Source organism: Pseudomonas sp. NPDC078700 (genome assembly GCF_044542375.1).
In the GTDB taxonomy this organism is placed as follows: domain Bacteria; phylum Pseudomonadota; class Gammaproteobacteria; order Pseudomonadales; family Pseudomonadaceae; genus Aquipseudomonas.
This window is the reverse complement of sequence record NZ_JBITUI010000001.1, coordinates 963,052-986,461: the sequence shown is the minus strand read 5'-3', so window position 1 is coordinate 986,461 and position 23,410 is coordinate 963,052. Positions and strand designations below refer to the sequence as shown.

Annotated in this window: 21 protein-coding genes; 11 read left to right on the top strand and 10 right to left on the bottom strand. The window is 54.9% G+C overall.

Annotated elements, in window-relative coordinates:
* Window positions 1-6: 6 nt before the first annotated feature.
* Window positions 7-810: a SirB1 family protein gene (locus tag ACIGCM_RS04785; protein WP_397500868.1), complete on the bottom strand. Its 804-nt coding sequence runs from the start codon at window positions 808-810 to the stop codon at window positions 7-9.
* 248 nt (window positions 811-1,058) lie between these two features.
* On the opposite strand from ACIGCM_RS04785, the gene ACIGCM_RS04780 reads away from it, so the two are divergent.
* Window positions 1,059-2,087, top strand: a complete 1,029-nt coding sequence (locus ACIGCM_RS04780; RefSeq protein ID WP_397500867.1) for a Leu/Phe/Val dehydrogenase — start codon at window positions 1,059-1,061, stop codon at window positions 2,085-2,087.
* Window positions 2,088-2,169: 82 nt separating this feature from the next.
* Here the strand turns inward: ACIGCM_RS04780 and ACIGCM_RS04775 are convergent, their stop codons facing one another.
* The 5 genes from ACIGCM_RS04775 to ACIGCM_RS04755 all read right to left on the bottom strand — a co-directional run bounded on the left by ACIGCM_RS04775 (window position 2,170) and on the right by ACIGCM_RS04755 (window position 8,319).
* Window positions 2,170-3,513, bottom strand: a complete 1,344-nt coding sequence (locus tag ACIGCM_RS04775; protein WP_397500866.1) for a TRAP transporter large permease — start codon at window positions 3,511-3,513, stop codon at window positions 2,170-2,172.
* Window positions 3,506-4,099 carry a TRAP transporter small permease gene (locus ACIGCM_RS04770; RefSeq protein ID WP_397500865.1) on the bottom strand — a complete coding sequence of 198 codons (594 nt, stop codon included), beginning with the start codon at window positions 4,097-4,099 and terminating at the stop codon, window positions 3,506-3,508. The genes ACIGCM_RS04775 and ACIGCM_RS04770 overlap by 8 nt, the downstream gene beginning before the upstream one ends.
* Window positions 4,100-4,244: 145 nt before the next feature.
* On the bottom strand, window positions 4,245-5,261 hold the full coding sequence (locus tag ACIGCM_RS04765) for a TRAP transporter substrate-binding protein (protein WP_397500864.1): 1,017 nt from the start codon (window positions 5,259-5,261) through the stop codon (window positions 4,245-4,247).
* A 341-nt stretch (window positions 5,262-5,602) separates the two neighbouring features.
* A complete protein-coding gene (locus tag ACIGCM_RS04760; RefSeq protein ID WP_397500863.1) occupies window positions 5,603-7,330 on the bottom strand; it encodes a cobalamin biosynthesis protein CobT in 1,728 nt (575 codons plus the stop codon).
* A gap of 8 nt (window positions 7,331-7,338) precedes the next feature.
* Complete coding sequence (locus ACIGCM_RS04755; RefSeq protein ID WP_397500862.1) at window positions 7,339-8,319, bottom strand: AAA family ATPase; 981 nt, start codon at window positions 8,317-8,319, stop codon at window positions 7,339-7,341.
* Between the two features lie 213 nt (window positions 8,320-8,532).
* Between ACIGCM_RS04755 and ACIGCM_RS04750 the strand changes: the two genes are divergently transcribed.
* Window positions 8,533-8,772, top strand: coding sequence for a hypothetical protein (locus ACIGCM_RS04750; RefSeq protein WP_397500861.1), 240 nt, complete (start codon window positions 8,533-8,535; stop codon window positions 8,770-8,772).
* Window positions 8,773-8,823: 51 nt separating this feature from the next.
* On the opposite strand, the gene ACIGCM_RS04745 is transcribed toward ACIGCM_RS04750, so the two are convergent.
* The 3 genes from ACIGCM_RS04745 to ACIGCM_RS04735 form a co-directional block, all read right to left on the bottom strand.
* Complete coding sequence (locus ACIGCM_RS04745) at window positions 8,824-9,183, bottom strand: DUF3461 family protein (RefSeq protein ID WP_397500860.1); 360 nt, start codon at window positions 9,181-9,183, stop codon at window positions 8,824-8,826.
* Between the two features lie 354 nt (window positions 9,184-9,537).
* Entirely contained in the window at window positions 9,538-10,860 is a 1,323-nt protein-coding gene (locus ACIGCM_RS04740) for an MFS transporter (protein WP_397500859.1), read from the bottom strand.
* 84 nt (window positions 10,861-10,944) lie between these two features.
* Entirely contained in the window at window positions 10,945-12,609 is a 1,665-nt protein-coding gene (locus ACIGCM_RS04735) for a GMC family oxidoreductase (RefSeq protein WP_397500858.1), read from the bottom strand.
* A 191-nt stretch (window positions 12,610-12,800) separates the two neighbouring features.
* Between ACIGCM_RS04735 and ACIGCM_RS04730 the strand changes: the two genes are divergently transcribed.
* From ACIGCM_RS04730 to ACIGCM_RS04700, 7 genes are all read left to right on the top strand, one after another.
* The gene (locus tag ACIGCM_RS04730) at window positions 12,801-13,610 is read left to right on the top strand and encodes an IclR family transcriptional regulator (protein ID WP_397500857.1); all 810 of its coding nucleotides are present in this window, start codon (window positions 12,801-12,803) and stop codon (window positions 13,608-13,610) included.
* A gap of 270 nt (window positions 13,611-13,880) precedes the next feature.
* Window positions 13,881-15,260, top strand: coding sequence for an aspartate aminotransferase family protein (locus ACIGCM_RS04725; RefSeq protein ID WP_397500856.1), 1,380 nt, complete (start codon window positions 13,881-13,883; stop codon window positions 15,258-15,260).
* A 238-nt stretch (window positions 15,261-15,498) separates the two neighbouring features.
* Complete coding sequence (locus ACIGCM_RS04720; protein WP_397500855.1) at window positions 15,499-16,992, top strand: PLP-dependent aminotransferase family protein; 1,494 nt, start codon at window positions 15,499-15,501, stop codon at window positions 16,990-16,992.
* A gap of 341 nt (window positions 16,993-17,333) precedes the next feature.
* Window positions 17,334-17,495, top strand: a complete 162-nt coding sequence (locus ACIGCM_RS04715; protein WP_397500854.1) for a hypothetical protein — start codon at window positions 17,334-17,336, stop codon at window positions 17,493-17,495.
* A gap of 57 nt (window positions 17,496-17,552) precedes the next feature.
* Window positions 17,553-19,313 carry a sulfoacetaldehyde acetyltransferase gene (gene xsc / locus ACIGCM_RS04710; protein ID WP_397500853.1) on the top strand — a complete coding sequence of 587 codons (1,761 nt, stop codon included), beginning with the start codon at window positions 17,553-17,555 and terminating at the stop codon, window positions 19,311-19,313.
* A gap of 93 nt (window positions 19,314-19,406) precedes the next feature.
* Window positions 19,407-20,357, top strand: a complete 951-nt coding sequence (locus tag ACIGCM_RS04705) for a bifunctional enoyl-CoA hydratase/phosphate acetyltransferase (protein WP_397500852.1) — start codon at window positions 19,407-19,409, stop codon at window positions 20,355-20,357.
* 23 nt (window positions 20,358-20,380) lie between these two features.
* On the top strand, window positions 20,381-20,680 hold the full coding sequence (locus tag ACIGCM_RS04700) for a DUF6506 family protein (protein ID WP_397500851.1): 300 nt from the start codon (window positions 20,381-20,383) through the stop codon (window positions 20,678-20,680).
* A gap of 11 nt (window positions 20,681-20,691) precedes the next feature.
* On the opposite strand, the gene ACIGCM_RS04695 is transcribed toward ACIGCM_RS04700, so the two are convergent.
* Window positions 20,692-21,342, bottom strand: coding sequence for a hypothetical protein (locus ACIGCM_RS04695; RefSeq protein ID WP_397500850.1), 651 nt, complete (start codon window positions 21,340-21,342; stop codon window positions 20,692-20,694).
* Between the two features lie 256 nt (window positions 21,343-21,598).
* Between ACIGCM_RS04695 and ACIGCM_RS04690 the strand changes: the two genes are divergently transcribed.
* Window positions 21,599-22,618 (top strand): YeiH family protein, encoded by a 1,020-nt coding sequence (locus ACIGCM_RS04690; RefSeq protein ID WP_397501112.1) that lies wholly within the window; start codon window positions 21,599-21,601, stop codon window positions 22,616-22,618.
* Window positions 22,619-22,622: 4 nt separating this feature from the next.
* Complete coding sequence (locus ACIGCM_RS04685) at window positions 22,623-23,402, top strand: TSUP family transporter (protein WP_397500849.1); 780 nt, start codon at window positions 22,623-22,625, stop codon at window positions 23,400-23,402.
* Window positions 23,403-23,410: the final 8 nt, after the last annotated feature.

The window sequence follows — 23,410 nt, the reverse complement described above, 5'->3', positions numbered from 1 at the left end:
CAGGGGTTAATGCAGCGGTTGGACATGACCCAGTTGGCGCAGGCGCTGGCTAAGTGCTAACTGCTCAGTGCTGGCATCGCTAAGCATCAGGGCGCGTTCAATATCAAAACGCTCACCTTGTGGGCACGCCAGCTTTTGATAAATATCGGCGCGGGCCAAGTGGTCGCCAGCAGTGGGCGGGCCAAGCTTTAGCACCCGCTCTGCATCTTTTAGCGCGGCCAGGTAATCATCATCCTGTACATGCAAGTGGCGCAGATTGCGCGACATTCGCTGGATGATACTTTGCGCGTCACTGGCTGCCAGATGTTCTGCATGCAACTCCCTGTTGTTGCCAAAGTAGCGTATCAGCAGGGCGCGGCAATCCTGAGTGTACAAGCGGCGGCCGCTGCAAGGGTCGAGCATATGGTCAGCACCCGGCACGCGGACTAAAAAGTGCCCCGGAAAGCTCACGCCTTGCAGGGGAATATCGAGCTGTTGGGCAAGTTCCAGAGCGATTATCGCCAATGCCAGAGGTTGACCCCGGCGACGGCGCATCACCAGATGCAGCAGGCTGGCTTGGGGGCGTAGTGGTGCGCTTTCATCTTCGTGAAAATCAAGGTCATTCAGGCAGCGCAGCAGCGGCATCGCCAATTGCGCTGCGGGCAGATGTGGTAGCCGCGACCTGACCTGATGCAGCAGCTCATTAAGCTCGGCGAGTGTGTCGCCAGGCTGCACGCTTGAATCATGTTCAGCGGCAAGCCACAGCGCTGCCTCAAACAATGCAGGCGGGCTTTGTGCAAGACAAGCAAAGCAGCGTTCGCGTGGGCTCATGGCATACCTCTGATATGCCATTTGTAACCCTGTTGTGGCACGGCGTCCAGTACCCAAAGGTTAAATTTGCACCCCGGTATCACGCCAAGTGACGGTGTTGCTTATGCAAACTCTGTAGGGCGCTGCACCGGCTTATGCTGAGGCTGTCAGTTGCACTATTAGCGGCCAGCTATACTTGCTTCAGTCCGTAATAGGGGCTGTGACTGTTGCGCCGCAACCCGGCGCTTCAGACCCTTGGGAGCCATACTATGTTTGACATCATGGACGCTGCCCAGTTTGAGACGCTACATGTCGTACAGGACCCTCAGACAGGTCTCAAGGCAATTATTGCGATTCATAACACCCAGCTTGGACCTGCTTTGGGTGGCTGCCGATTCCTGCCTTACGCCAGCACTCAACTGGCGATGCAGGATGCGCTGCGTCTTGCCCAAGGCATGAGTTACAAAGCAGCGCTTGCGGGTTTAAAGCAAGGCGGTGGCAAAGCTGTGATTTTGCGTCCTGGCCATGTCAATGACCGGGCTGCGTTATTCGAGGCATTTGGCCGTTTTATCCAGACACTCAATGGCCGCTACATCACGGCCATGGACAGCGGTACTTCCAGTGCCGATATGGACTGTATTGCTCAGGCCACTCAACATGTGACCAGCACCACGCAAGCTGGGGACCCGTCACCCCATGCGGCAATGGGTGTGTTTGCAGGTATTCGCGCCACTGCTTATGCCCGTTTGGGCTCAGATGACCTGGAAGGCCTGCGCGTGGCTATCCAAGGGTTAGGCAATGTGGGTTACGCCCTGGCCGAACAACTCCATGCCGCAGGTGCTGAGTTGTTGGTCAGTGACTTGGATTTAGGAAAGGTCGAGTTGGCCATTGAGCAGTTCAGTGCGCATCCCGTAGCCAACAGCGAAATACTGAGCGTGCCTTGTGACATCTTAGCCCCATGTGCCTTGGGCAGTGTGTTCGATGCTCAGGCGGTGGCAAAGCTGCGCTGCTCTGCGGTAGCCGGGGCCGCTAACAATCAACTGGCAAGTCCTGAGATATCTGATGCGCTGCAAGCCCGTGGCATCCTCTATGCCCCTGATTATGTGATTAATGCCGGCGGGTTGATTTTCGTCGCGCTCAATCATCAGGGTGAAAGCTTGCCTTCGATCACCGCTCACCTGGCCAAGATCGGTTCACGCTTGACCGAGATATTTGGCCACGCGCAAGCAGATAAACGCCCACCTGCACGAGTGGCGGATGCATTGGCTGAGCGTTTGTTATATCCGTACAGCCCCTGATTGTCAGCATCTTGCATACCTGCAATACAGCCCTACAAAAATGGCCCGTTTTAGCGGGCCATTTTGCATGGGTAAGGCTCGGTCAGTAACCGAGCAATCTGGGCAGTGTCAGGCTGATCGCCGGGATGCAGGCAATGATAAAGGTGGCGATGGTCAATACCGCCACGAATGGCAATGCGCGCTTGGATATGTCCTCAATTGCAGTGCCGGATATCCCCGAGGCAATAAACAGATTTTCGCCCATGGGCGGTGTCATAAAGCCAATGCTCAAACAGCAAATCAGCACGATGCCGAAGTGCACCGGATCAATCCCCAGGGTGTAGGTGATCGGTAGGATCACCGGGGTCAGGATCATGATTGCAGCGAGGGTTTCCATAAACATGCCGACAAACAGCAGGAAGCCAATAATCAAAATCCAGATCAGGTAAATGTTATCAGTCAGGCTCAGCATCGAGTCGGCCACCACCGCTGGAATTTGATTCTCCACCAGCAAGCGGCCGAACACTGTGGCTGTAAACAGAATGACCAGCACCCGGCCAGTGATCCAGGTTGTTGTTTCCAGTGATTTGAAAATATCTTTGAGGCGCAGTTCTTTGTGGATGAACAGGCCGACGAACAGCGTATAGAAGATCGCCACAATGGCTGATTCTGTTGGGGTAAACAGGCCCGTGTAGATGCCGCCAAGGATTACGAACGGTGCCAACATTGACCAGAAGCCTTCACCCATCGCCTTGAAGATTTTACTTGAGGACCAGCCTTCCTTGCTGCCCACATAACCCAGCGTCTTGCAGCGGAAGTAGTTCATGATCAGCAGAGCACCGGCCAGCATCAAGCCAGGCACGACGCCTGCGATGAACAGCTTTGGAATCGACACAGTGCCAAATGCACCGTATTTCTCTATCGCGGCAGGCGGCGGCAGCATGCCCATTGCCGAAATACCGAAAATGACCATCGGAATCGACGGGGGGATGATAATCCCGAGCCCACCGGATGATGCCGTCACCGCAGAGGCATAACCCTTGGCATAACCGCGCTTGACCATGGCGGGAATCATCAGCATGCCAACAGCGGCTGTCGTGGCGGGGCCGGAGCCTGAGATGGCACCGAAGAACAGGCACGCAAGCACTGCTGCGGCCGAGATACCCCCGGTGATGGGGCCTGCAAAACTTTCTGCCAGCGCAACCAGGCGTCTGGAGATGCCAGCGGCCTCCATTAGCGCACCGGCCAGAATAAAGGCGGGCAGGGCCATTAAAGGGAACGAGCCTACCGAGGTGAAGGCGATCTGGACAAACTTGATCGGGTTCTCACCCAAATAGAGAAATGATGCCAGGGCTGAAACGGCCAATGAGATGCTGATTGGGGTCCCGATCAACAGCAACAGAATAAATGAGCCAAACAGAATATAAACAATCGTTGTGTCAACCATGGACCCGCTCCTGCAAGTGGCTTGCTTTAGAGGTCTCTGGTTTCGTTTCCTGGATTTGCGAGTCGTGGATTATCTTGTCCAGCTCTTGAGTTTCCGGATCACGAATGTCGATACCCTTGACCAGCTTGTAGTAATTGACCTGAATCACGCGCAGGGTCATCAGGGTGAAGGCAATAGGCAGAATCAGGTAGAGGTACTTCATCGGCACGCCCAGGGTTTGTGATTTCCAGAAGACATTTGCCTTCATGAAGAAGATCACGCTGAGGTAGACGAAGTAGCAGTTAAAACAGACCCAGATCAGGTCCGAGAGCGCCTCAAGGGCAGTGGCCAGCTTTGGCGGCATCAGTTTGAACTGAAAGGTCACGCGATTATGAGCGGCGAGTTTGGCAGCGTAGCTGGCCCCAAAGAAGGCGAACCAGACAAACATGTAGGTTACCAACTCTTCTGTCCAAGACAGTGAGTGGTTAAACAGGTTGCGGCTGAGAATCTGTGCAAACAGGATAATGACAAAGAGGGCCAAGAGTACTCGGCATATGTAGTTTTCCAGATTGTCGATAATCTTGAACAAGCGGCTGGCAGGTTTCATTAGCGCCTTCCTGAACACGATGCCCTGAATAAAGGGCGTCGTGTTTTTGCTGCGTGAGCAATTCGCCATCGGTGGGCCAAAGCTCACCGATGGCAGTGACGAAGGAGTGGCCTTCAGTTGCCGCTGGTTGCGGCAATCCAGAGGCTTAGATCGGGTCGCGGCCTAATGCTTTAAGCACCACATTGATCTGCTCTTTACCACCGAGCTGTTCGTAATATTTTGGCCACACCTTCGAAACGGCCAGGTCAATCCACTCTTTCTCGCCGTCGGCTGGGTCGGTAATTTCCATGCCTTTGGCAGTCAACTCTTGCTTGATTTTATCTTCCTGCTCGACCAGCCACTTGGCACTGTGCAGTGTTGCGGCTTTACCCGAATCAAGGATGATTTGCTGCATTTCAGGGGTTTGCTCTTGAAACATCGACTCACTGACAATCAGCGGCTCGATAGAGAACAGGTAGCGCAGGTTGGTGACGTATTTTTGCACCTCATCAAACTTCATGGCGTTGATGGTCAGGTAGGGGTTGTCTTGCCCATCAACCACTTTCAGTTGCAAGCCGGTGAAGGTTTCTGACCAAGCCATTGGCGTTGGGTTTATGCCCCAGGCGCGGTAGGTATCGATCATGATTTCATTTTTGGGCACGCGAATTTGCAAGCCAGCTAGGTCTGCCACGGTCTTAACCGGTTTCTTCGAGTTGGTGAGTACGCGAAAGCCTGAGTATGCCCAGCCGATAATACGGACGCCTGCATCGCGCACAGTGTTGTCGATCAAGGTTTTACCAATATCGCTCTGGGTCAGGGCCACAGCGTCATCGAGGCTCTGAATCATATAGGGTAACGTCAGGACACCCACCGACGGCGAAAACGGTGTGACGTTGTTGATGGCCAGAATGGAGAAGTCCAGCGTGCCCATCGCGGCGTTGCTGACGGTGTCTTCTTCACTGCCCAGCTGGCCATTGAGAAACAGTTTGGCGTCATCTTTACCTTGGGTTCTGGTTTTTAGCTCTTTGGCAAAGGTGAGGCCCAGTTCGTGTTGGGTGCCGCCAGCGCCATCACCGACAGCAACACGGAAGGTTTTCGCCTGTGTCAGACTGCTGCCCAAAGCAGTCGTGAGAAGGCACAGCGCAAGGGCGAGCGGTCGGGTGAATCCTTTGTTGGTTGTCATAACTGCGTACTCCGTTCTAGTTGTTTTGGATTACGAAAGTGCAGATCGAGCGCTCATCCCTCATGCAGGTGTGAGCTAAGTTCGAGCAATGCTTAACGGGTGCGAATTATTGCAAGTACGATTGCTTTGTTCCCGCCAACGACATTGGGCCTGGGCAATAATCCACCTGTGTTGGTGGCTATGTTTAGGGCCACATTTGTGGCCTGTCTAGGGCCAGATTTATATGCGCGAATGAGGGGCAAAAAAGTTCGGTAAATCAGGTGTTTGCACCAATATACAGCGAAAATATAAATCCTTTTCTTGCGCGATGGAATGGGCCAGATTGGCCTTCCAGGGCCCGCTCAGGGGCCCCGGTGCAGCAGCTGTAAAATTTCATCAAATACGCGGTTGTCGAAGCTGTTCGATAGGTCTAGTTCAAGGCTGCTACGGTAATAGTTACTCAGGTCCAGCCCCACGCCCAAGGCATACAGCTCAACCTCGGGTTGCTGTTCAATCTGCCGGGCAACTTGCTTTAAGTGCAGGTCGAGAATGTCATTGGCGTTACTTTGATGGGTGGCGCTGTCCATTGGGCAGCCATCACTGATGATGATCAAGATGCGCCGTCTGGCATGGCAGTTCAGCAGTCTTTGACGCGCCCAGAGTAAGGCTTCGCTGTCGACACTCTCGCGAAATAAATCAGACTTAAGCAGTGCCGCAATGCTTGGCCGTGCTTTGCGCCAGCGGGTATCTGCGTCTTTATAGATACGGTGCTCCAGCTCATTTAAACGTCCTGGGTTGGCGGGCTGTCCTGCTGCGCGCCAGCGCTTGAGCGGGCGGCCGCCATTCCATTGGCCGGTGGTGAAACCAAGTATTTCACTCTGCGCGCCTGCGAGCTCAAGGGCGCGGCTCAAGGTGTCTGCCAGCAGGGCGACGGTGTCGATGTGGTTGCGCATGGAGCCTGAGTTGTCGATCAGCAGGCTTACTGCGCAATCGCTTTGTGGACGCTCGCGTTCATGACGGAAAATTTCTCGCTGCTCAGGACTGATAATCAAACGGCTGAGTCTGCCCCCATCGATCTGACCTTCCTCTTGAGCAAATGCCCAGCCGTCACGCTTCGGTTGTGCAAGCAATGCGCTTAGTCGCTTTGCCAGGCGGGGCAGGTTGAGCCCCTGAGACGCCATGCGCTGATCCATTGTGTGGCGCAACTGCTTCAACAGGTCGGCGCGAACCAGGCTGCTGGCGCAAACCACACGGTCAAACTCTCGGTTAAACACCTGGTAGCTGAATGCATGCTGACTGTCGCGTGAATTACCCGGCACGCCTGCATTGGTGCCGTTTTCGGTTTCGCTGTCGTTATCAGTGTCGAGTAACAAAGCAAAAGCGAGATGGGTTTTCTCGGCGATTTGCGAGACTTTGCGCTCATCGTTATTGAGCAGTTCTGCGTCTAATTGATCCAGCAGTTCGACAACTTTATCGGCAATAAACAGTGCGTGCTGGCCATAGGGCAATTGCTCATGGCGACAACGACGCAATAGACCAAAGTGTGCGCCGAAATGCCCGAGCAGGCTTAGTCTGGGGGCCTCAATCAACAAGTCGGTCTGCTCATTGGCCCGGCCACCGCACAACAAAAACCAGCTCATCTGCGCGACTGTGTAGAGCATAAGCCCCACATGACCCTCGGCCTGGCCTGAGTCGAGAAACTGCTGGCTCCACTGGGTGAATCGCTGCGTCAGGTTGCGCCGTACGCCCGGATGACTGTCGCTGACCAGAGACTCAACACGCAATTGCTCAAGCAACTCAAAAACCAGTCGGGCAATGGGGTGAGCAGGAAGCTGCCTTTGCAGCAGTGCCGCGTCGCTATGCTTGAGGCGCAGTGCCAGGCTGTCGGCGACGCCTCGGTATGCTGAGAAGTCATCGCGGTCCGGGTCTGGGTGCAGATGCGGTGCGCGAACCGGGATGTGTTGCCCATTGACCTCAAGACGAGTGCCGCGATAACGCAGGCGGCGCTCTCCGGACAGTGCGCGCAGCGTCGCTGCGCATAACTCTTCGAGCCGTTGTTGCTGCTTCTCCCGCCGAGGCAGTTGTTCCACTGGCGTACTCAAGCCAGCGCCAGATGCGGCAGGGCCGATTCTTTAAGTTCATGATCGAAGCAGCGTTGGTAATACTCGGCGACGATACTGCGTTCAGCTTCGTCGCACTTGTTGAGAAAGGACAAGCGGAAGGCCAATGCCGGGTCGGCGAAAATTTCCGTATTCTCAGCCCAGGAAATCACACATCGTGGCGACATCAGGGTTGAGAGATCGCCGCAGGCAAAGCCTTCACGGGTCAAGCCCGCAACAGCGACCATTGACGCCAACAAGCTTGAGTCATAAAGCCCCAGCAATGCAGGAACCCGCGCGGCAACAATGGCTTGCTCCTCTTCGGCGGGCAAGTAATTGAGGGTGGCGACTATATTCCAACGGTCAAGCTGTGCCTGGTTAAGCACCTGGGTCCCGTTGTAAAGGCCATTGAGGTTGCCTAGGCCAACAGTATTGGACGTAGCAAACAGGCGGAATTGCGGGTGAGGGGTAATCAACTGATTCTGATCAAGCAGGTTGAGTTTACCGTCGCGCTCAAGGATGCGCTGAATGACAAACATCACATCGGGTCGTCCGGCATCATACTCGTCGAAGATCAGTGCCATGGGGCGGCGCAGTGCCCAAGGTAAGATGCCTTCCTGAAATTCGGTGACTTGTTTGCCTTCACGCAACACGATTCCGTCTTTGCCGATCAGGTCGAGACGGCTGATGTGACCGTCCAGATTCACCCGCATGCATGGCCAGTTCAGGCGTGCAGCAATCTGCTCAATGTGGGTTGATTTCCCCGTGCCATGCAGGCCTTGGAGCATCACACGGCGGTTACGGGTGAAGCCGGCGAGCACGGCCTGGGTGACTTCTGGATTAAAACGGTAGGCGCTGTCGATTTCTGGTACTTGATTATCTTGCTTGAGCAACACCGGCACGCGCATGTTGCTGTCGATCCCAAACAGTTCACGGGCTGGTACCAGGCGGCTGGAAGATTCAAGCGTCAGGTCGGTCATGCGCGGTTCCTCGATAACAGGTGAGTCGCCTGATTCTAGAGGCGCAACTGCGGTTGCGAAGGGGCCAGTTAGCTTAAGGTTATGCGGCCAACGCTGCTGATTCGGTTGGCAGGCAGGCCTGGCTGGTGCCAATGCTGGCTGTGAACTGGCTCTATGGTCTGTAATCGAACCCGCTAAGGATGGTGCCAGCTGACTCTCTAAGAGGTTTACCCGATGTCCACAGACACCCTGACGCTCCCAATCAACAGCCAATTGCTTGATTTGTTCAAGCGTTATCAGGCGCACACTCAAGTAACGCCGGAGCAGTATATCGAGGCGCTACTGGCCAAAACCCAGCCGACATTGCAGGCTGTGGTTGAGGCGCTGGATGAGTCCGGTGGAGACTCTGATGTAATGGCCCGGTTGTTTGCCAGCAAGATGGCGCAACTGAGCAGCGCACCCGCCCAAGCCTGACTCAGTGACCGTTGATGCTAACCAAGCGCTGGTTAGCTTTTTCTGGCGGATTTAAGCGCGCTTGCGCGCCTTCACGGTTTCCAGATGCTGCAGGTCTTGTAGTACGTCCTGTTTCACCGGTAGTTGTTGTATCTCTATGCTTGTCAGCTGCTTGAGTTCAGCCAGTGCACTGCGTAGCACCGGGCTGCATGCCTCTAATTCAGTGAAAGCTTGACTGAGCCGGCTCTGGGCAGGAATGGCCTTGCGTGGATGGGCAAAAGTGAACTTCTGGCTGGGTGAACGCAGGGCACCTGCTGGACGATGGAAGTGAATTTTCAGTACATCGCGGTCACGCTCGTGGCGCAGGCTAAAGCGCTTAATGGTTCCAGCTGCGTGGATACCCATTTCTTTCAGGGTTGGATAGGTGTTCATGGCAGTCGCTCTTAAGTGTCAGTAATGTTCGGCCCCATTTAATCGCGCACAGCAAACAATCCAACGGGCTGGTTCAGCCGCTGGAATACCTGTGCTTTGTTATTGTTTTCACCAGTTCCCGCTCTGCAAGCTAGAGGCTGCATCGGAAAGGGGAGGCCGCTCTCCTGTGGAGAGTTGGTGGGAGTTTAATGCGCGGCTGCTTTTAACCAAGAGCCAGGATTGCCAGATCAATGGTGCCAGTGTGCGGTCAACGGGTGAAGTCTCAGGGGGTTAACGGCGTGGTCTGGGGCAATCTCAGTCTAAAAAAGCCCCGCTAACGGCTGGCCGCGAGCGGGGCTAAAGCAGGGCGGGTGATTAGTGGCTGGTAGCGGATGCGGTTGTCAGCATCGGCTCACCGGTTGCTTGCTTTTTGCGGTTGCCAATCCACCAGGCCGAGTAGGCACTTACAGCGCCGGCGAACAACACATAGAGGCAAGTCGTCCAGGGCTGACCGTCGCTGCTGCGCATCAGGGCGGTGGCGATCATTGGCGTCAGGCCACTGGCGAAAATCCCGGAGAACTGATACACGAACGAGATGCCGGTGTAGCGCACCTTGGCGTCAAACAGTTCACAGAACAGCGCTGCTTCCGGGCCATAAACTGCTGCATAGAAGATGCCGAGTGGTACCACTATGGCCATCCAAATGGTGAACATATTGCCGTCGCTGGTCATCATCAGCCAAAACGCTGGAAAGGCTGAAATCGCAGTGATCAATGATCCCCAGAAATACACCCGAGTTCGACCGATACGGTCTGAAAGCGCGCCAAACATGGGAATACTAAAACACATGACAACAGCTGCCACCATGACTCCGATCAGGGCTTCGGAGCGCGGTAGATTTAGCGTTTGCGTCAGGTAACTGAGTGAGAACACGCCGAATACATTGAAGAAGACGCCGTCGATATAACGTGCCCCCATACCGGCCAACACATTCTTTGGGTAACGCTTCATCATATCTACAAATGGAATGGCCGCTTCGGCGTTGTCTGCTTTGACTTTGGCAAACTCTGGGCTTTCCATCACGTTGAGGCGAATCCAGGTGCCGACAAATACCAGGCCCGCGCTAAGCAGGAACGCAATTCTCCAACCCCACTCCAAAAATTGTGTGTCTGACAGGAAGTACGACAGCAAGCCGACGACTCCCGAAGCAAGACACAACCCTATCGCCAAGCCAATTTGTGGCAGGCTGGCATAGAATCCGCGTTTGTTTTTTGGCGCGTATTCAAAGGCCATCAGCACCGCTCCGCCCCATTCGCCACCCAGACCGATGCCTTGGAAAACACGTAAGAGCAGCAAGATGATCGGTGCCCAGATGCCTATATGGTCGTAGGTCGGCACCAGGCCAATCAGAAAGGTGGCAACACCCATAATCATCATGGTCATGATCAGCATGCTTTTGCGGCCGATCTTGTCGCCGAAATGACCGAAAATTACCCCGCCAATGGGGCGGCTCAGAAAGCCTACAGCAAAGGTGCCGTACGCCAGCATGGTTGAGATAAGCGGATCGTCACTGGGGAAGTACAGATGGTTGAACACGATGCCGGCAACGACACCGTAAAGGAAAAAGTCGTACCACTCGATGGTGGCGCCGATGACACTTGCGATTACGACTTTGCGCACGGGATTTGGCGTGGACATGTCAGTATTCCTATGTGTTTGGCTATGCAATAAAGCCTGCTTGCGGCTATCGCCTCACAACTCTGGCTTCAGTGCTGTAGGTACTCAGGAGGCGTGGCAAAGCGCTTCCGAGGGCTGCGTTGCAATAGCATTGGGCTCAACACGCATGGGTCTGATGGCATCTTCAAGAATCATTGTCGAGGCCTTCTCGGCGATCATTACCACCGGCACATTGGTGTTGCCGGAAACCAGTGTCGGCATGATCGAGCAATCGACCACCCGTAACCCCTGAATACCGTGAACACGCAAGCGTGAATCAACCACCGCCAGTGGGTCAGAACCCATTTTGCAGGTGCCTGATGGGTGGAAAATGGTCGCGCCATATTGGCGACAAAACTCCAGGATTTGCTCATCACTCTGTTGTTCAATGCCTGGCCGGTGCTCACGCTTAATCAGTTCTTTAAGCGGGCCCGTTGCTGCCAACTTGCGCGTGTAGCGCACGCCGGCAATCACGGTTTGGCGGTCCAGTTCTGTGGACAGGTAATTGGGTTGCATGGAAGGCGGCTGGTTTGGGTCGTCAGAGACAATCCGCACATACCCACGGCTCTCAGGTCTTAGCTGACAAACTGACATGGTAAACCCTGAGAATGGGTGGACCTTGCCGCCTGCAGAATCGGCGCTAAGCGTGCCAAAGTGATACTGGATATCAGGCGTTTTGCTTTGCTCAAGCACCTTGGTGAACAACCCGCCTTGATTGATGCCAATGGCCAGAGGTCCGCTGCGGGTCAGCAGCCACTGCAGCCCCATGCGCAATTTCCGCCAGGGCGAGCGCAGCTCATCATTGGTGGTGATCGGTCGGGTGCATTCGTAGATCATGCGGATCTGCAAGTGGTCCTGTAGATTCTCCCCTACACCTGGCAGTTCCTTGACCAGCGGGATTGAGAACTGCTTAAGCAACTCGCCAGGGCCTACGCCCGAGAGTTGCAGCAACTGCGGCGATTGCAATGCACCGGCGCTAAGGATGACCTCGCGTTTGGCATTTACCCTCTGCAGTTGGCCGTCCTTCTCAAACACAACGGCAGTCGCGCGGTTGCCTTCAAACAACACTTTCTGCGCTTTGGCCAATGAGATAATCGTCAGATTGCTGCGCTTTTGGGCAGGGCGTAGATAGGCTACTGCAGTGCTGCACCGCAGGCCGTTGCGGGTAGTCAGTTGGTAGTAGCCAACACCTTCCTGGTCGCCGGTATTGAAGTCATTGGTGCGCGGCACGCCCAGTTCACCGGCGGCATTGATAAAGCCTTCCGTCAGGGGGTGGCGCGCCTTGATGCTGGATGCCGATAATGGACCTTCGGTGCCGCGAGTCGGCCCTGCGCCAAGGTCATTGTTTTCGGCGCGGCGGAAGTAGGGCAGTACATCCTTCCAGCCCCAGCCGGGGTTGCCAGCATCGGCCCAGGCATCGTAATCAGCCTGTTGGCCGCGAATGTAGATGAGCCCGTTGATTGAACTGCAGCCGCCCCATACTCGCCCGCGGGGCCAGTAAATACGACGGTTGTTCATGCCGGGGTCAGGGTCTGTGTAGAAACCCCAGTTATAGACAGGGTGGAACATGGTTTTGGCGTAGCCAATGGGAATATGGATCCACGGATAACGATCCGGTGGGCCCGCTTCCAGCAAGCAGACGCTGTAACGCCCGTTCTCGCTGAGCCGGTTTGCTAGCACGCATCCAGCAGAACCAGCACCCACTACGACGAAGTCATAGATGAGCGACATTCGAAATCCTCTTTGTTTTTATTAGTGTGAAACCGAACTTCAAAATCAAAGTAGAACAAAATGGTTCATTATTGTTGGGCCAGAAATGCATTTCAATTGAGGCCAATGCCTAGTTAAATCCAGCCTGCAGGGTTATTTGTTTTATAATCATGCAGTTAATATAGGGACGTAAATTGCGGGTGATCATATAAATGGAACAAAACATACCAGAAGTAGATGGATTTCCAGTCGATACAGATGCCATTTCCAGCCCTGACCGCAGTTTGCGGGCACTATTGCTGCTGGAAGCCATTGCCTTGGCTGATGTGCCCCTGTCGTTGGCCCAGTTGAGTCATCGCCTCGACACGCCCAAGGCCACGTTGCTACGCATGGTGCAGGCGATGGAACGGCTGGGTTTCTTGTTGCGCGAGGTGGATGAGAAAACCTATTTGCTCGGGCCGCGAGCGACTCAGCTAGGGTTGCGGCTGTTGCGCAATGATGTGGTCATGCAGCGTCATCGGCTGATTCTGGAGTCGCTGGTGCGTACCTTAGGTGAGACCTGCAATCTCACAGCGCTGGACGGTGCTCAGGTCATATACATCGACCGGGTTGAAACCCATGAACCTCTGCGCCTGCATGTTGAGCCCGGCAAGCATGTGCCTTTGCACTGCACGGCGAGCGGCAAGTTGTTTATGGCTGAAATGCCAGTCGATGCCCGTCAGCAACTGTTGCAGTGTCTGCCATTAACGGCGCAAACCCCTCGCACTATCACCGACATGGGCCTGCTTCAGGCTGAGCTTGAGCGCATCAGCAGCCGTGGGGTGGGAATCGACAGTGAGGAGTTTGTGGCGGGGATGGTGGCTGTTGCAGTGCCCATTCGTGACGCTGAAGGCCGTTGTGTTGCAGCATTGGCGTGCCATGCGCCGACTGCACGAAAGAGCCTGAATGACTTGATTGAAGGCATTGGGCACATGCAACTTGCGGCGGAGCAGCTGGCGGCCATGTTTAATCCCAACGCTTAGGCATAACGTGGGCCGTGTCGCTTGATGTAATTCTTATTCTGCCTGGCCTATGGTGCCAGCCATATTGGTCCAGGCAGAGCGACGCAAATGCCCAGTGGCTGGGCTGGTACCTCAGTTGGGTAATAACTGGTTCTATCTGCGCATGCCGTCATCCTCTTAGTTTCGTCACTAAAGGCTGGCTCAGAGTCACAGCCTAACGCTGGATGACTGCGGCACCTGCTTTGGCAGATTGGCCGCTGACAATAATAAGGTTCCACGCAGGAGGTTGGCATGAACAACATGACGAACGAGTTTGATGCAGCTGAAGTACTTGCCAGTGATCGCAGCCACGTCTGGCATCACCTCACCCAGCACAAGCCCCTTGAGCAGAATGACCCGATGGTTATTGTCGAGGGTAAAGGCATGCGGGTCTGGGACATCAAGGGTAACGAATACCTCGATGCAGTCTCCGGAGGCGTATGGACGGTCAATGTGGGCTATGGCCGAGAAGTCATTGCCGATGCGGTGCGTGATCAGTTGGTCAAGCTCAATTACTTTGCCGGTTCTGCTGGCAATATTCCTGGCGCGCTATTCGCCAAGAAATTGATTGAGAAAATGCCCGGTCTAAGCCGCGTCTATTACTCAAACTCTGGCTCTGAGGCCAACGAGAAGGCGTACAAGATCGTTCGTCAAATTGCCCATAAAAAATACGCAGGCAAGAAGCACAAGATTCTTTACCGTGAGCGTGATTATCACGGCACCACCATTACTGCGTTGAGTTCTACTGGCCAATTCGAGCGTAAAAACCAATATGGCCCGTTCACACCGGGGTTCGTTGAGTTCCCTCACTGCTGTGAATACCGCTCGCAGTTCGGTGATGTGGCGGACTACGGCGTACGTGCAGCGCTGGAGATGGAGAAGGTCATTCTGGCTGAAGGCCCGGACACCGTAGGCGCTGTTGTGCTTGAGCCGATTACCGCCGGTGGCGGTGTGATTACCCCGCCGGTGGGCTACTGGGAAACCATTCAGGCGATATGCAAGAAGTACGACATTCTTTTGCATATTGATGAAGTCGTCTGCGGTCTGGGACGCACTGGCACCTGGTTCGGCTACCAGCACTACGGTATCAAACCCGACATTGTGACCATGGCCAAAGGCGTTGCCAGTGGTTATGCCGCCATCTCATGCACGGTGACGACTGAAGCGGTGTTCAACGCATTTAAAGACGACGCCGATGATCCCATGGGCTACTTCCGCGATATCAGCACCTTTGGTGGTTGCACTGCAGGGCCTGCTGCGGCACTGGCCAATATGCAGATTATCGAGGATGAAGGTCTGCTGGAAAATGTCACGCAAATGGGTGAGTACTTCATGGCGCGGCTGCGTGAGTTGCAAGACAAGCACCCGCTGATTGGCGATGTGCGCGGTAAAGGACTGTTCTGCGGTATTGAGCTGGTTAAAGACCGCCAGACCAAGGAGCCGGTTGCCGAGAGTGTCGCCATTGCCATCGCGGCCGACTGCATGCGCCAAGGGGTCATCATTGGTCGCACCAACCGCAGTTTCGAGCAGTTCAACAACACCCTGTGTTTCAGTCCTGCATTGATCGCGACCCAGGTTGAGTTGGATCAAATCATCAATGCTTTGGATGCCGCCCTCGGGCGAATCGCTTAAGTTTCAACTAGGCGGGTATTGAACCGGGGGATCTGCTGTTGCAGGTCTCTCGGTTTTGGCGTTTTGCCCAACGGTGGCTTTGAGCAGGTTTCAACAGTCCTTGGTCGGATAGTCTTGGGTTAAGGTTGATGCTAGTCTGCCCCGCAGTCATCGCACGTAGGTGGATGGGCGAAGTGGAGTCGCTGGGCTAAGGACGATTGGTGCCAGCATGTGCAGTTCCTAAAGCTGAGGCCGCGATATGTTTCATCTTTTTCATTTGTCCGCTGATAAGCCAACCGGCTTGCAACAGCAGTTACGTGAACAGATTGCCCAGGTCATTCTCAATGGCAATATCCCCCTCGACAGCCCGCTTCCGTCTAGTCGAAAACTCGCCAAACAACTGAATATTGCGCGTAATACGGTGGTGTTGGCATACGAGCATCTGCTGGATGATGGCTACCTTGTTGCCCGCGAACGTAGTGGTTATTACGTTAATCCGGACATTCTTGCGCGTAAGGTCGAGCCCGCTAAAACCCTGGCTGAGCCCTCGTTTGATGGTGCGCCCGATTGGTCCAGCTGGTTGGTGGTAAAGCCGACCGAACAACGCAATATGAGTAAGCCGCGGGACTGGCAGAAATACCAGTATCCGTTCATTTATGGCCAGTTCGACCCGGTATTGTTTCCCACCGCCAATTGGCGGGAGTGCTGTCGCGATGCGGTGAGTATTCCGGCGATTCGTGACTGGGCGTCTGATCGCTTTGATAACGATGACCCGTTGTTAATGGAACAAATCCGCACGCGCCTGTTGCCGCGCCGGGGTGTTTGGGCGTCGCCCGATCAGATTCTGGTGACGGTTGGCGCTCAGCACGCGCTCTATATGCTGGCGCGATTGTTACTGCGCCCCGATAGCCTGATGGGTATTGAAGATCCGGGTTATATGGATATCCGCAATATCGCCATGCTCAATCCCTCGCGGGTGCAGCCCCTGGCGGTTGATGGCCAAGGGCTGGTGCTCAGCGATGAGCTCAATCAATGTGATTTGGTTTACACCACGCCGAGCCATCAATGTCCGAGTACTGTGACCATGCCGCTGGAAAGGCGCTATGAACTGCTGCGGCGTGCCAATGAGCACAACTTCCTGATTATCGAAGACGACTACGAAAGCGAGACCAACTTCAAAGCCAATCCGATCCCTGCACTCAAAAGTTTGGATAAAAACGACCGGGTGCTGTATGTCGGCAGTCTTTCGAAAACCCTCGCACCCGGTTTGCGGGTTGGCTATCTGGTAGGTCCGGCACCGCTGATTCGAGAGGCTCGCGCTTTACGCCGTTTGATGCTGCGCCATCCGGCGGCGAACAATCAGCGTTCGGTTGCGCTGTTTCTCGAGCGTGGCTATCACGATGCGCTGATCATGAGTTTGATGCGGGCCTATCAGGACCGTCATCAGCAAATGGGCGATGCCTTGCGTGAGTACCTTCCAGATTCATCGCGTGAGCCAAGTTTTGGCGGTTCCTGTTATTGGGTCAAAGGACCTAATGGACTGGATGCCCGCGAGCTGCAAAGGCGGGCTGCGGAGCAGGGCGTTTTAATTGAACCCGGAGACATTCACTTTTATAGCGCGCAGCCGCCCTTGAATTATTTTCGCTTGGGCTACTCCTCGATTTCCGCAGAAAAGATCCGCCCTGGAATCAAGCTGCTGGCTGAGTTGATTGAGCAACTCACCACAACGGCTCCTGAAAAACACCTTCACTGATAAGGCGTTATCAACGGCATTAAGCCCGCCTTATGAGGGCTTATAAGCTGTTTTCTTGCGGCCAGAGCCCTGCGCAGCTTTTGCTTGAACGTCGCTTTTAGTCACGCTGCAAACACTGCTTAGCACCGGTCACTGCTGTGTTCTTCAGCGGTGTACTGCCCTGTGCGCAAAGAAAAGCCTGATCAGCACTGGCGCAACAACTGGACCGCAACTGGTTCTATCGGGCTGATCGCTCAGGCTCCTACTCTAGGTCCAGTCCAGTCGAACATGCAGGCACGACAGAGTGCCGGGTTTAGCTGGGTTGGCAGTGCTTCATCAGAATAATAACGGGAGAGATCGACATGCTTACTGGCATCTCGAAAGTGATCCATCAGCACTTCGTTATGGGGCCAGTTGCAGCGCCTCTGATGCAGCACCTGAACATTCAAACAGGGCAGGTTAGCTGCCCTGAAGTTGCCGAGTTCCTCGGCTATCTCTGTGCGCCGATGCCGCTCTGCGGCTAAGCCCCGATTAACCGGCGGCTTGGCCGTCGTACCCTAAGTACTGAGAGGAAAGTCGATATGGCACGCATGACACCTAGCGAAGCTCTTGTTGAAACAATGGTTGCCAATGGCGTAACCGATATTTTCGGGATCATGGGTTCCGCTTTCATGGATGCGATGGACATTTTTGCCCCTGCCGGTATCCGGTTTATTCCGGTTGTGCATGAGCAAGGTGCCGGTCACATGGCCGATGGTTACTCGCGAGTGAGCGGCCGTCATGGTGTTTGTATTGCGCAAAATGGTCCGGGCATTACCAATTTCGTCACGGCTATCGCCGCTGCTTATTGGGCACACAGCCCCGTGGTTGTGATCACCCCAGAAACCGGCTCCATGAGCCAGGGGCTCGGTGGCTTCCAGGAGGCACAACAACTGCCGTTCTTTGAAACCATCACCAAGTACCAGGGGCATGTTGCAAACCCAGCCCGCATGGCTGAATTGACCGCACGTTGCTTTGATCGCGCCATGCAGGAAAACGGCCCGACTCAGTTGAACATTCCCCGTGACTTTTTCTATGGCGATATCAACGTTGATATCCCGCAGCCAATGCGTATCGAGCGCAGCGCCGGCGGTGAGAATAGCCTGCGCGAAGCCGCAGCATTGCTGGCATCTGCCAAGAACCCAGTGATTATCTCGGGTGGCGGTGTGGTGATGGGAGATGCTGTTGACGCCTGTAAGGAACTGGCTGAATACCTGGGCGCTCCGGTTGTGAACAGCTACCTGCACAACGATTCCTTCCCGGCCAGCCACCAATTATGGTGCGGCCCCTTGGGTTACCAGGGCTCTAAAGCAGGCATGAAGCTGCTGTCGCGTGCTGACGTGGTATTGGCGCTCGGCACCCGCCTTGGCCCATTCGGCACGTTGCCGCAGCACGGTATGGATTACTGGCCGAAGCAGGCCAAAGTGATTCAGATTGATTGCGATCCGAAGATGCTGGGTCTGGTTAAGAAAATTTCGGTCGGTATCTGTGGTGATGCCAAAGCAGCGGCGGTTAACCTGCTGGAGCGCCTACACAATCTTGATGTGCTGTGCCTTGAGAACAAGGGCGCCCGTGCTGAAGAAATCGCCATGGAGAAAGCCAACTGGGAAACTGAGCTCAGCGGATGGATCCACGAAAAAGATGAATACTCGCTGGATATGATCAACGAGCAGAAAGGTGAAGACGGTAGCTACTTGCACCCACGTCAGGTTCTACGTGAACTGGAAAAGGCGATGCCGGCTGATGCCATGGTTTCGACTGATATCGGCAACATCAACTCGGTGTCCAACAGCTACCTGCGCTTCGAGCAGCCACGTTCGTTCTTCGCGGCCATGAGCTTCGGTAACTGCGGTTATGCCTTGCCTACCATCATCGGAGCCAAGGTCGCAGCGCCGCATCGCACGGCGATTTCTTACGCTGGTGATGGTGCCTGGGGCATGTCGATGATGGAGGTTATGACCTGTGTTCGCGAGAACATTCCTGTCACCTCAATCGTCTTCCATAACCGTCAGTGGGGCGCTGAGAAGAAGAACCAGGTGGACTTCTACAACCGTCGCTTCGTTGCCGGTGATCTCGAAAACCAAAGCTTCGCCGGCATTGCCCGTTCGATGGGCGCTGAAGGTGTCACTGTTGACCGCCTTGAAGATGTAGGTCCGGCGTTAAAGGCTGCATGCGAGGCGCAAAAAGCAGGCAAGACCACGGTTATTGAAATTATGTGTACCCGTGAGTTGGGCGATCCGTTCCGCCGTGATGCTTTGTCCAAGCCTGTGCGTTTTCTTGATAAGTACAAAGACTACGTATAAGCCGCAATAGACGCGTGGCTTGCCAGCCACTGTCTGTGAAGTCTCTGCCGCGGCGCCCTTGGGCGCCGCTGGCAAGTCTGTTGGAGATAAACGATGTTGAGCACCACTGCGCATGAATGCCCCGCGTTTCTGCTTGATCGAGCCAAGGCGTTGCCGCGTGTTGTCACTGCGGTGGTTAATCCGGTCAATTTGTTAACCCTGAGCAGTGCCAAGCAGGCCTGTGATGAAGGACTGATTGAGCCGGTTCTGGTTGGCGACATCAGCCAGATTCGAACCTTGGCAGAACAGTTGGATTGGGATCTGCACGGCCTGCGTCTGGTCGCTGCTGGTGATGAGGCCGAAAGCGCTGCGCTCAGTTGTTCACTGGCTGGCAAGGGGGAGGCGGGCGCTCTGATGAAGGGGCATCTGCACACCGATACTTTGCTGCGTGCCGTGCTCAAGCGTGATGCAGGCTTACGCACGGCAAGACGACTCAGTCACGTGTTCCACATGACCGTGCCGGGCAGTGATAAAGCACTGTCCATTACTGATGCGGTGATCAATGTACAGCCTTCGATCATCGATAAAGTGCATATTGCGCGTAACGCCATCGAGCTGATGCATGCGTTGGGCTATGAGTCGCCGCGCATGGCCATTCTCTCGGGTACTGAGGAAGTCAGCAGCAGTATGCCATCGAGTCAGGATGCTGCAGAACTGACCAAGCTGGCGGCTATTGGTGCCATTACCGGGGCGCGTATTGAAGGCCCTTTGGGCTTTGATAACGCCATTTCGGCAGAGGCAGCCCGCATCAAAGGGATTGGTGGTCAGGTCAGCGGCAATGCGGATATTTTGCTGGTGCCTAACCTTGAGTCGGGCAACTTTCTGTTTAAACAGATGGTTTATTTTATGAGTGCAACGGCTGCCGGCCTGGTTCTGGGTGCCGCTGTACCCATCATTCTGACCTCAAGAGCGGACCCGTTGGCGGCGCGATTGGCATCATGTGCCTTGTCATCCATTTTCACGCAATACTGTGCACTCAGCCCTGACCGGGCCGTCGCGGTTTAATCATTGAGTAAGGGGCAACATTGATGGCTGTGCAACGCTACGGTTTTATTTTCAAAGCACCGGGTATGGATTTTTTGACCCACAACGGCCAGCTCGATTCGGACAGCTTTACCGCGACGCTATGCGGCGTTGCGGATGTCGAGCAAGCGGTGATGGTCGCCCAGGAGCTGCTGACGCGACACGTGGAATTGATCGAGTTGTGTGGCGCATTTAGTGCCGATGAAGTCGCGCAGATTCGTTTGGCACTTAACGATAAAATCCCGCTTGGTGTGGTTCAGTACAGTGCTGAAGATCGCCAGCGTTTGCAGTTGGCAGTGTCCTGAGTACACGCGCCCTAGACAGGGCTCGCTGCACGCTCTGCCTGCGCTTGCCATGCACTGAAAACCCGCCGTCGCCACCAGTCGCTGCCTTCAATTAACTGACGTATCAGTGCCTGCTGCTGGGCGTCGCCGGAATATGTCTGAGGTCGGGGCAGGATGGGCAGTTTGTTGAGCTGCTCCTGACAGGCTAAGGGTTGTTCACCAACCAATAGCGGCAGCTGTGGGCATAAATAGAACAGTATCTGGCTGGTTTGAGCCTGCATCTGCGGTGCCTCGAACAGTGCCTGGCTGGCGCTGTCGAGCAGCTCTTGGGTCAAGGCAAGTCCTTCGCTGCCGTGACTCTGACGAACTGTTGTCCAGCGCGGTGCTAGCTCTGCGCGTATAAAACTATCCAGCCGCGCCGCTAGCTCATCGGTGCTTAAACCCTGCATATCCAGATGGGTACATTGCCCAAGGATGCGCAGATAGGTTTTGTCGACCAGCGAGCGGCCCGCATTTTGCCAGCCATAGCTTGCCGCTCTGTGCAGATTCCCATAGAACAGCAAAAGCAACGAATTTTCGCTACTGCGTTGATCCGTCCCGCTGGCAAACAGAGGGTTGGGCTGCTGCCAGTGGCTGCACAAATGCTCACTGGTATCGATCAGCTCACGATTATCCATCACCATTGCTAGCTCTCTGTTCTGGCATTTTTCAGCAGGCACAATTGTGTCGATGTAGTGCACAGACTATCGCCCAGCCATACCCTTCACTAGCACCAACTTTGCGCATTTTGTAGGCCAGTTGGATTGGCCCCTAACATAGGGCGGCAGTGGCCCTAATGAGTGGGGCCAGCTTTCACTAGCATCGGTGGTCAGTTATGAACCACGGGTGTAGGTGAAAATAATGGCAATAAAACAACACCACACGATTCCTCCGGTGACGATGCAAAGCGGTGCAGAGTCTGAGTCATGGTTAAGCCGACGCGCGCAGAAGTGCAAGTTGGTATTGCCTGGCTTGTGTATTTCCGCTGTGGTTGGCGTCAGCGCTTCGTTTTTGTCTGAACACTACGGTGCTCCCGTGATGTTAATGGCGCTGCTCTTAGGCATGGCACTGGGGTTTCTGTCAGAAGAGGGGCGGGCTGTTGCGGGGATTCGTTTCACCTCAAGCACCATCCTGCGTATTGGCGTGGCGCTACTGGGCATGCGTATTACGCTTGAGCAAATAATGTCATTGGGCACCACCTTGCTCGCGGTGGTCGTGGGCGGTGTGTTTTTGACCATCACCTTTGGTGTGGTACTGGCGCGACTGCTGGGCCAATCGCGGGACTTTGGCATCCTCAGCGGCGGCAGCGTCGGCATCTGTGGGGCGTCTGCTGCACTGGCGATATCAGCTGTACTGCCACAGGACAAAAACAGCGAGCGCAACATCATCTTTACTGTGATCAGCGTTACCGCACTTAGCACCATCGCCATGATTATTTATCCCCCCATCGCGCAGTGGCTCGGGCTTGACGCCCGTCAAGCCGGAGTATTTCTGGGTGCGACTATCCACGATGTGGCGCAGGTGGTGGGCGCAGGCTACAGCATGTCTGATGAAACCGGTGATACCGCAACCGTGGTCAAGCTATTGCGTGTAGCCATGCTGGTGCCAATCGTGTTCAGCTTGTCGCTGTTACTGCGCAAACGCAGTGATGGGCCACGTGCGGCGTTGCCGTTGCCGTTGTTTATCATTTTCTTTGTGGTCTTCGTGGCCATTAACAGCAGCGGCATTACCACGCCGACCATTCGCGAGTTTGCGGTGAGTGTTTCCAGTTGGTGTCTGGTGACTGCCATTGCCGCATTGGGGATGAAGACGTCGTTGAAGTCATTGCTTGAAGTGGGCTGGCGTCCGGCTACGTTGCTCGTCAGTGAAACCGTGTTTCTGGCAACATTGATTCTGTTGGCTGTGCATTGGATGGGATGAAGCGATGAGTGTGCAAGTGCACATGATGTTTTTGGGTTGTGTGTTGCTTGCCACTCTGGCCCAGAACCTCACAGGATTTGCCTTCGGCTTGATCTTGCTGGGCATGGTTGCATCCTTGCATTTGATCCCACTGAGTGACGTGGCGATTATTATCAGCATTCTGACTGTCGGTAATGCCTTGGTGACCTTAGGTGGCCCAAAGCCTGAGCTTGACCGAGGGGTATTAATGCCGGTGCTGCTCAGCAGCCTGCTTGGTGTAAGTCTGGGGATGTGGGGGTTGGGCGCCCTGAATGAGTCGCAAATGGCCTGGCTGCGGCTGTTACTCGGGTGTGTCATTGTGATTGGCAGCCTGCTTCTGGTGGTACAGAGCAAACCTCAGGAACGGCTTTCAGGGCAGCCGGCCTTCTGGTTGTCTGGCGGGCTCTGCGGGCTGCTTAATGGATTGTTCTCCAGCGGTGGGCCACCGCTGGTGTACCACCTCTACCGACAGCCTCTCGGTTATGACGTGATCCGCAACACACTGATTACCGTATTTGCAGCCAATGCAGTCACCCGCTTGGGGTTGGTCACCGCACAAGGGCAATTGACCTTGCCTGTGTTGTGGCTGAGCCTGGAGGCATTTCCGTTAGTTTTTGTGGTGACTGTTTTGATGCGCCGTTATCCACCCAAGCTGTCGCTGCGCGCAGTGCGTTGGCTGGTGTTTGGCTTGTTGCTGCTCGCTGGCGGCGGCCTTATAAAGGATGCGTTGCCGGGCGTGCTGATGTCTTCTGCAGCACTGCAGTAAGCCCAGCC

Bases quoted from the DNA above. Each gene is read 5' to 3' on its own strand.
- ACIGCM_RS04730 (WP_397500857.1), top strand. From the start codon at position 12,801: ATGGAACAAAACATACCAGAAGTAGATGGATTTCCAGTCGATACAGAT.
- ACIGCM_RS04690 (WP_397501112.1), top strand. From the start codon at position 21,599: ATGCAAAGCGGTGCAGAGTCTGAGTCATGGTTAAGCCGACGCGCGCAG.
- ACIGCM_RS04785 (WP_397500868.1), bottom strand. From the start codon at position 810: ATGAGCCCACGCGAACGCTGCTTTGCTTGTCTTGCACAAAGCCCGCCT.
- ACIGCM_RS04740 (WP_397500859.1), bottom strand. From the start codon at position 10,860: ATGTCCACGCCAAATCCCGTGCGCAAAGTCGTAATCGCAAGTGTCATC.
- ACIGCM_RS04770 (WP_397500865.1), bottom strand. From the start codon at position 4,099: ATGAAACCTGCCAGCCGCTTGTTCAAGATTATCGACAATCTGGAAAAC.
- ACIGCM_RS04750 (WP_397500861.1), top strand. From the start codon at position 8,533: ATGTCCACAGACACCCTGACGCTCCCAATCAACAGCCAATTGCTTGAT.
- ACIGCM_RS04720 (WP_397500855.1), top strand. From the start codon at position 15,499: ATGTTTCATCTTTTTCATTTGTCCGCTGATAAGCCAACCGGCTTGCAA.
- ACIGCM_RS04735 (WP_397500858.1), bottom strand. From the start codon at position 12,609: ATGTCGCTCATCTATGACTTCGTCGTAGTGGGTGCTGGTTCTGCTGGA.
- xsc (WP_397500853.1), top strand. From the start codon at position 17,553: ATGGCACGCATGACACCTAGCGAAGCTCTTGTTGAAACAATGGTTGCC.
- ACIGCM_RS04705 (WP_397500852.1), top strand. From the start codon at position 19,407: ATGTTGAGCACCACTGCGCATGAATGCCCCGCGTTTCTGCTTGATCGA.
- ACIGCM_RS04700 (WP_397500851.1), top strand. From the start codon at position 20,381: ATGGCTGTGCAACGCTACGGTTTTATTTTCAAAGCACCGGGTATGGAT.
- ACIGCM_RS04725 (WP_397500856.1), top strand. From the start codon at position 13,881: ATGAACAACATGACGAACGAGTTTGATGCAGCTGAAGTACTTGCCAGT.
- ACIGCM_RS04715 (WP_397500854.1), top strand. From the start codon at position 17,334: ATGCTTACTGGCATCTCGAAAGTGATCCATCAGCACTTCGTTATGGGG.
- ACIGCM_RS04745 (WP_397500860.1), bottom strand. From the start codon at position 9,183: ATGAACACCTATCCAACCCTGAAAGAAATGGGTATCCACGCAGCTGGA.
- ACIGCM_RS04765 (WP_397500864.1), bottom strand. From the start codon at position 5,261: ATGACAACCAACAAAGGATTCACCCGACCGCTCGCCCTTGCGCTGTGC.
- ACIGCM_RS04780 (WP_397500867.1), top strand. From the start codon at position 1,059: ATGTTTGACATCATGGACGCTGCCCAGTTTGAGACGCTACATGTCGTA.
- ACIGCM_RS04755 (WP_397500862.1), bottom strand. From the start codon at position 8,319: ATGACCGACCTGACGCTTGAATCTTCCAGCCGCCTGGTACCAGCCCGT.
- ACIGCM_RS04695 (WP_397500850.1), bottom strand. From the start codon at position 21,342: ATGGTGATGGATAATCGTGAGCTGATCGATACCAGTGAGCATTTGTGC.
- ACIGCM_RS04685 (WP_397500849.1), top strand. From the start codon at position 22,623: ATGAGTGTGCAAGTGCACATGATGTTTTTGGGTTGTGTGTTGCTTGCC.
- ACIGCM_RS04775 (WP_397500866.1), bottom strand. From the start codon at position 3,513: ATGGTTGACACAACGATTGTTTATATTCTGTTTGGCTCATTTATTCTG.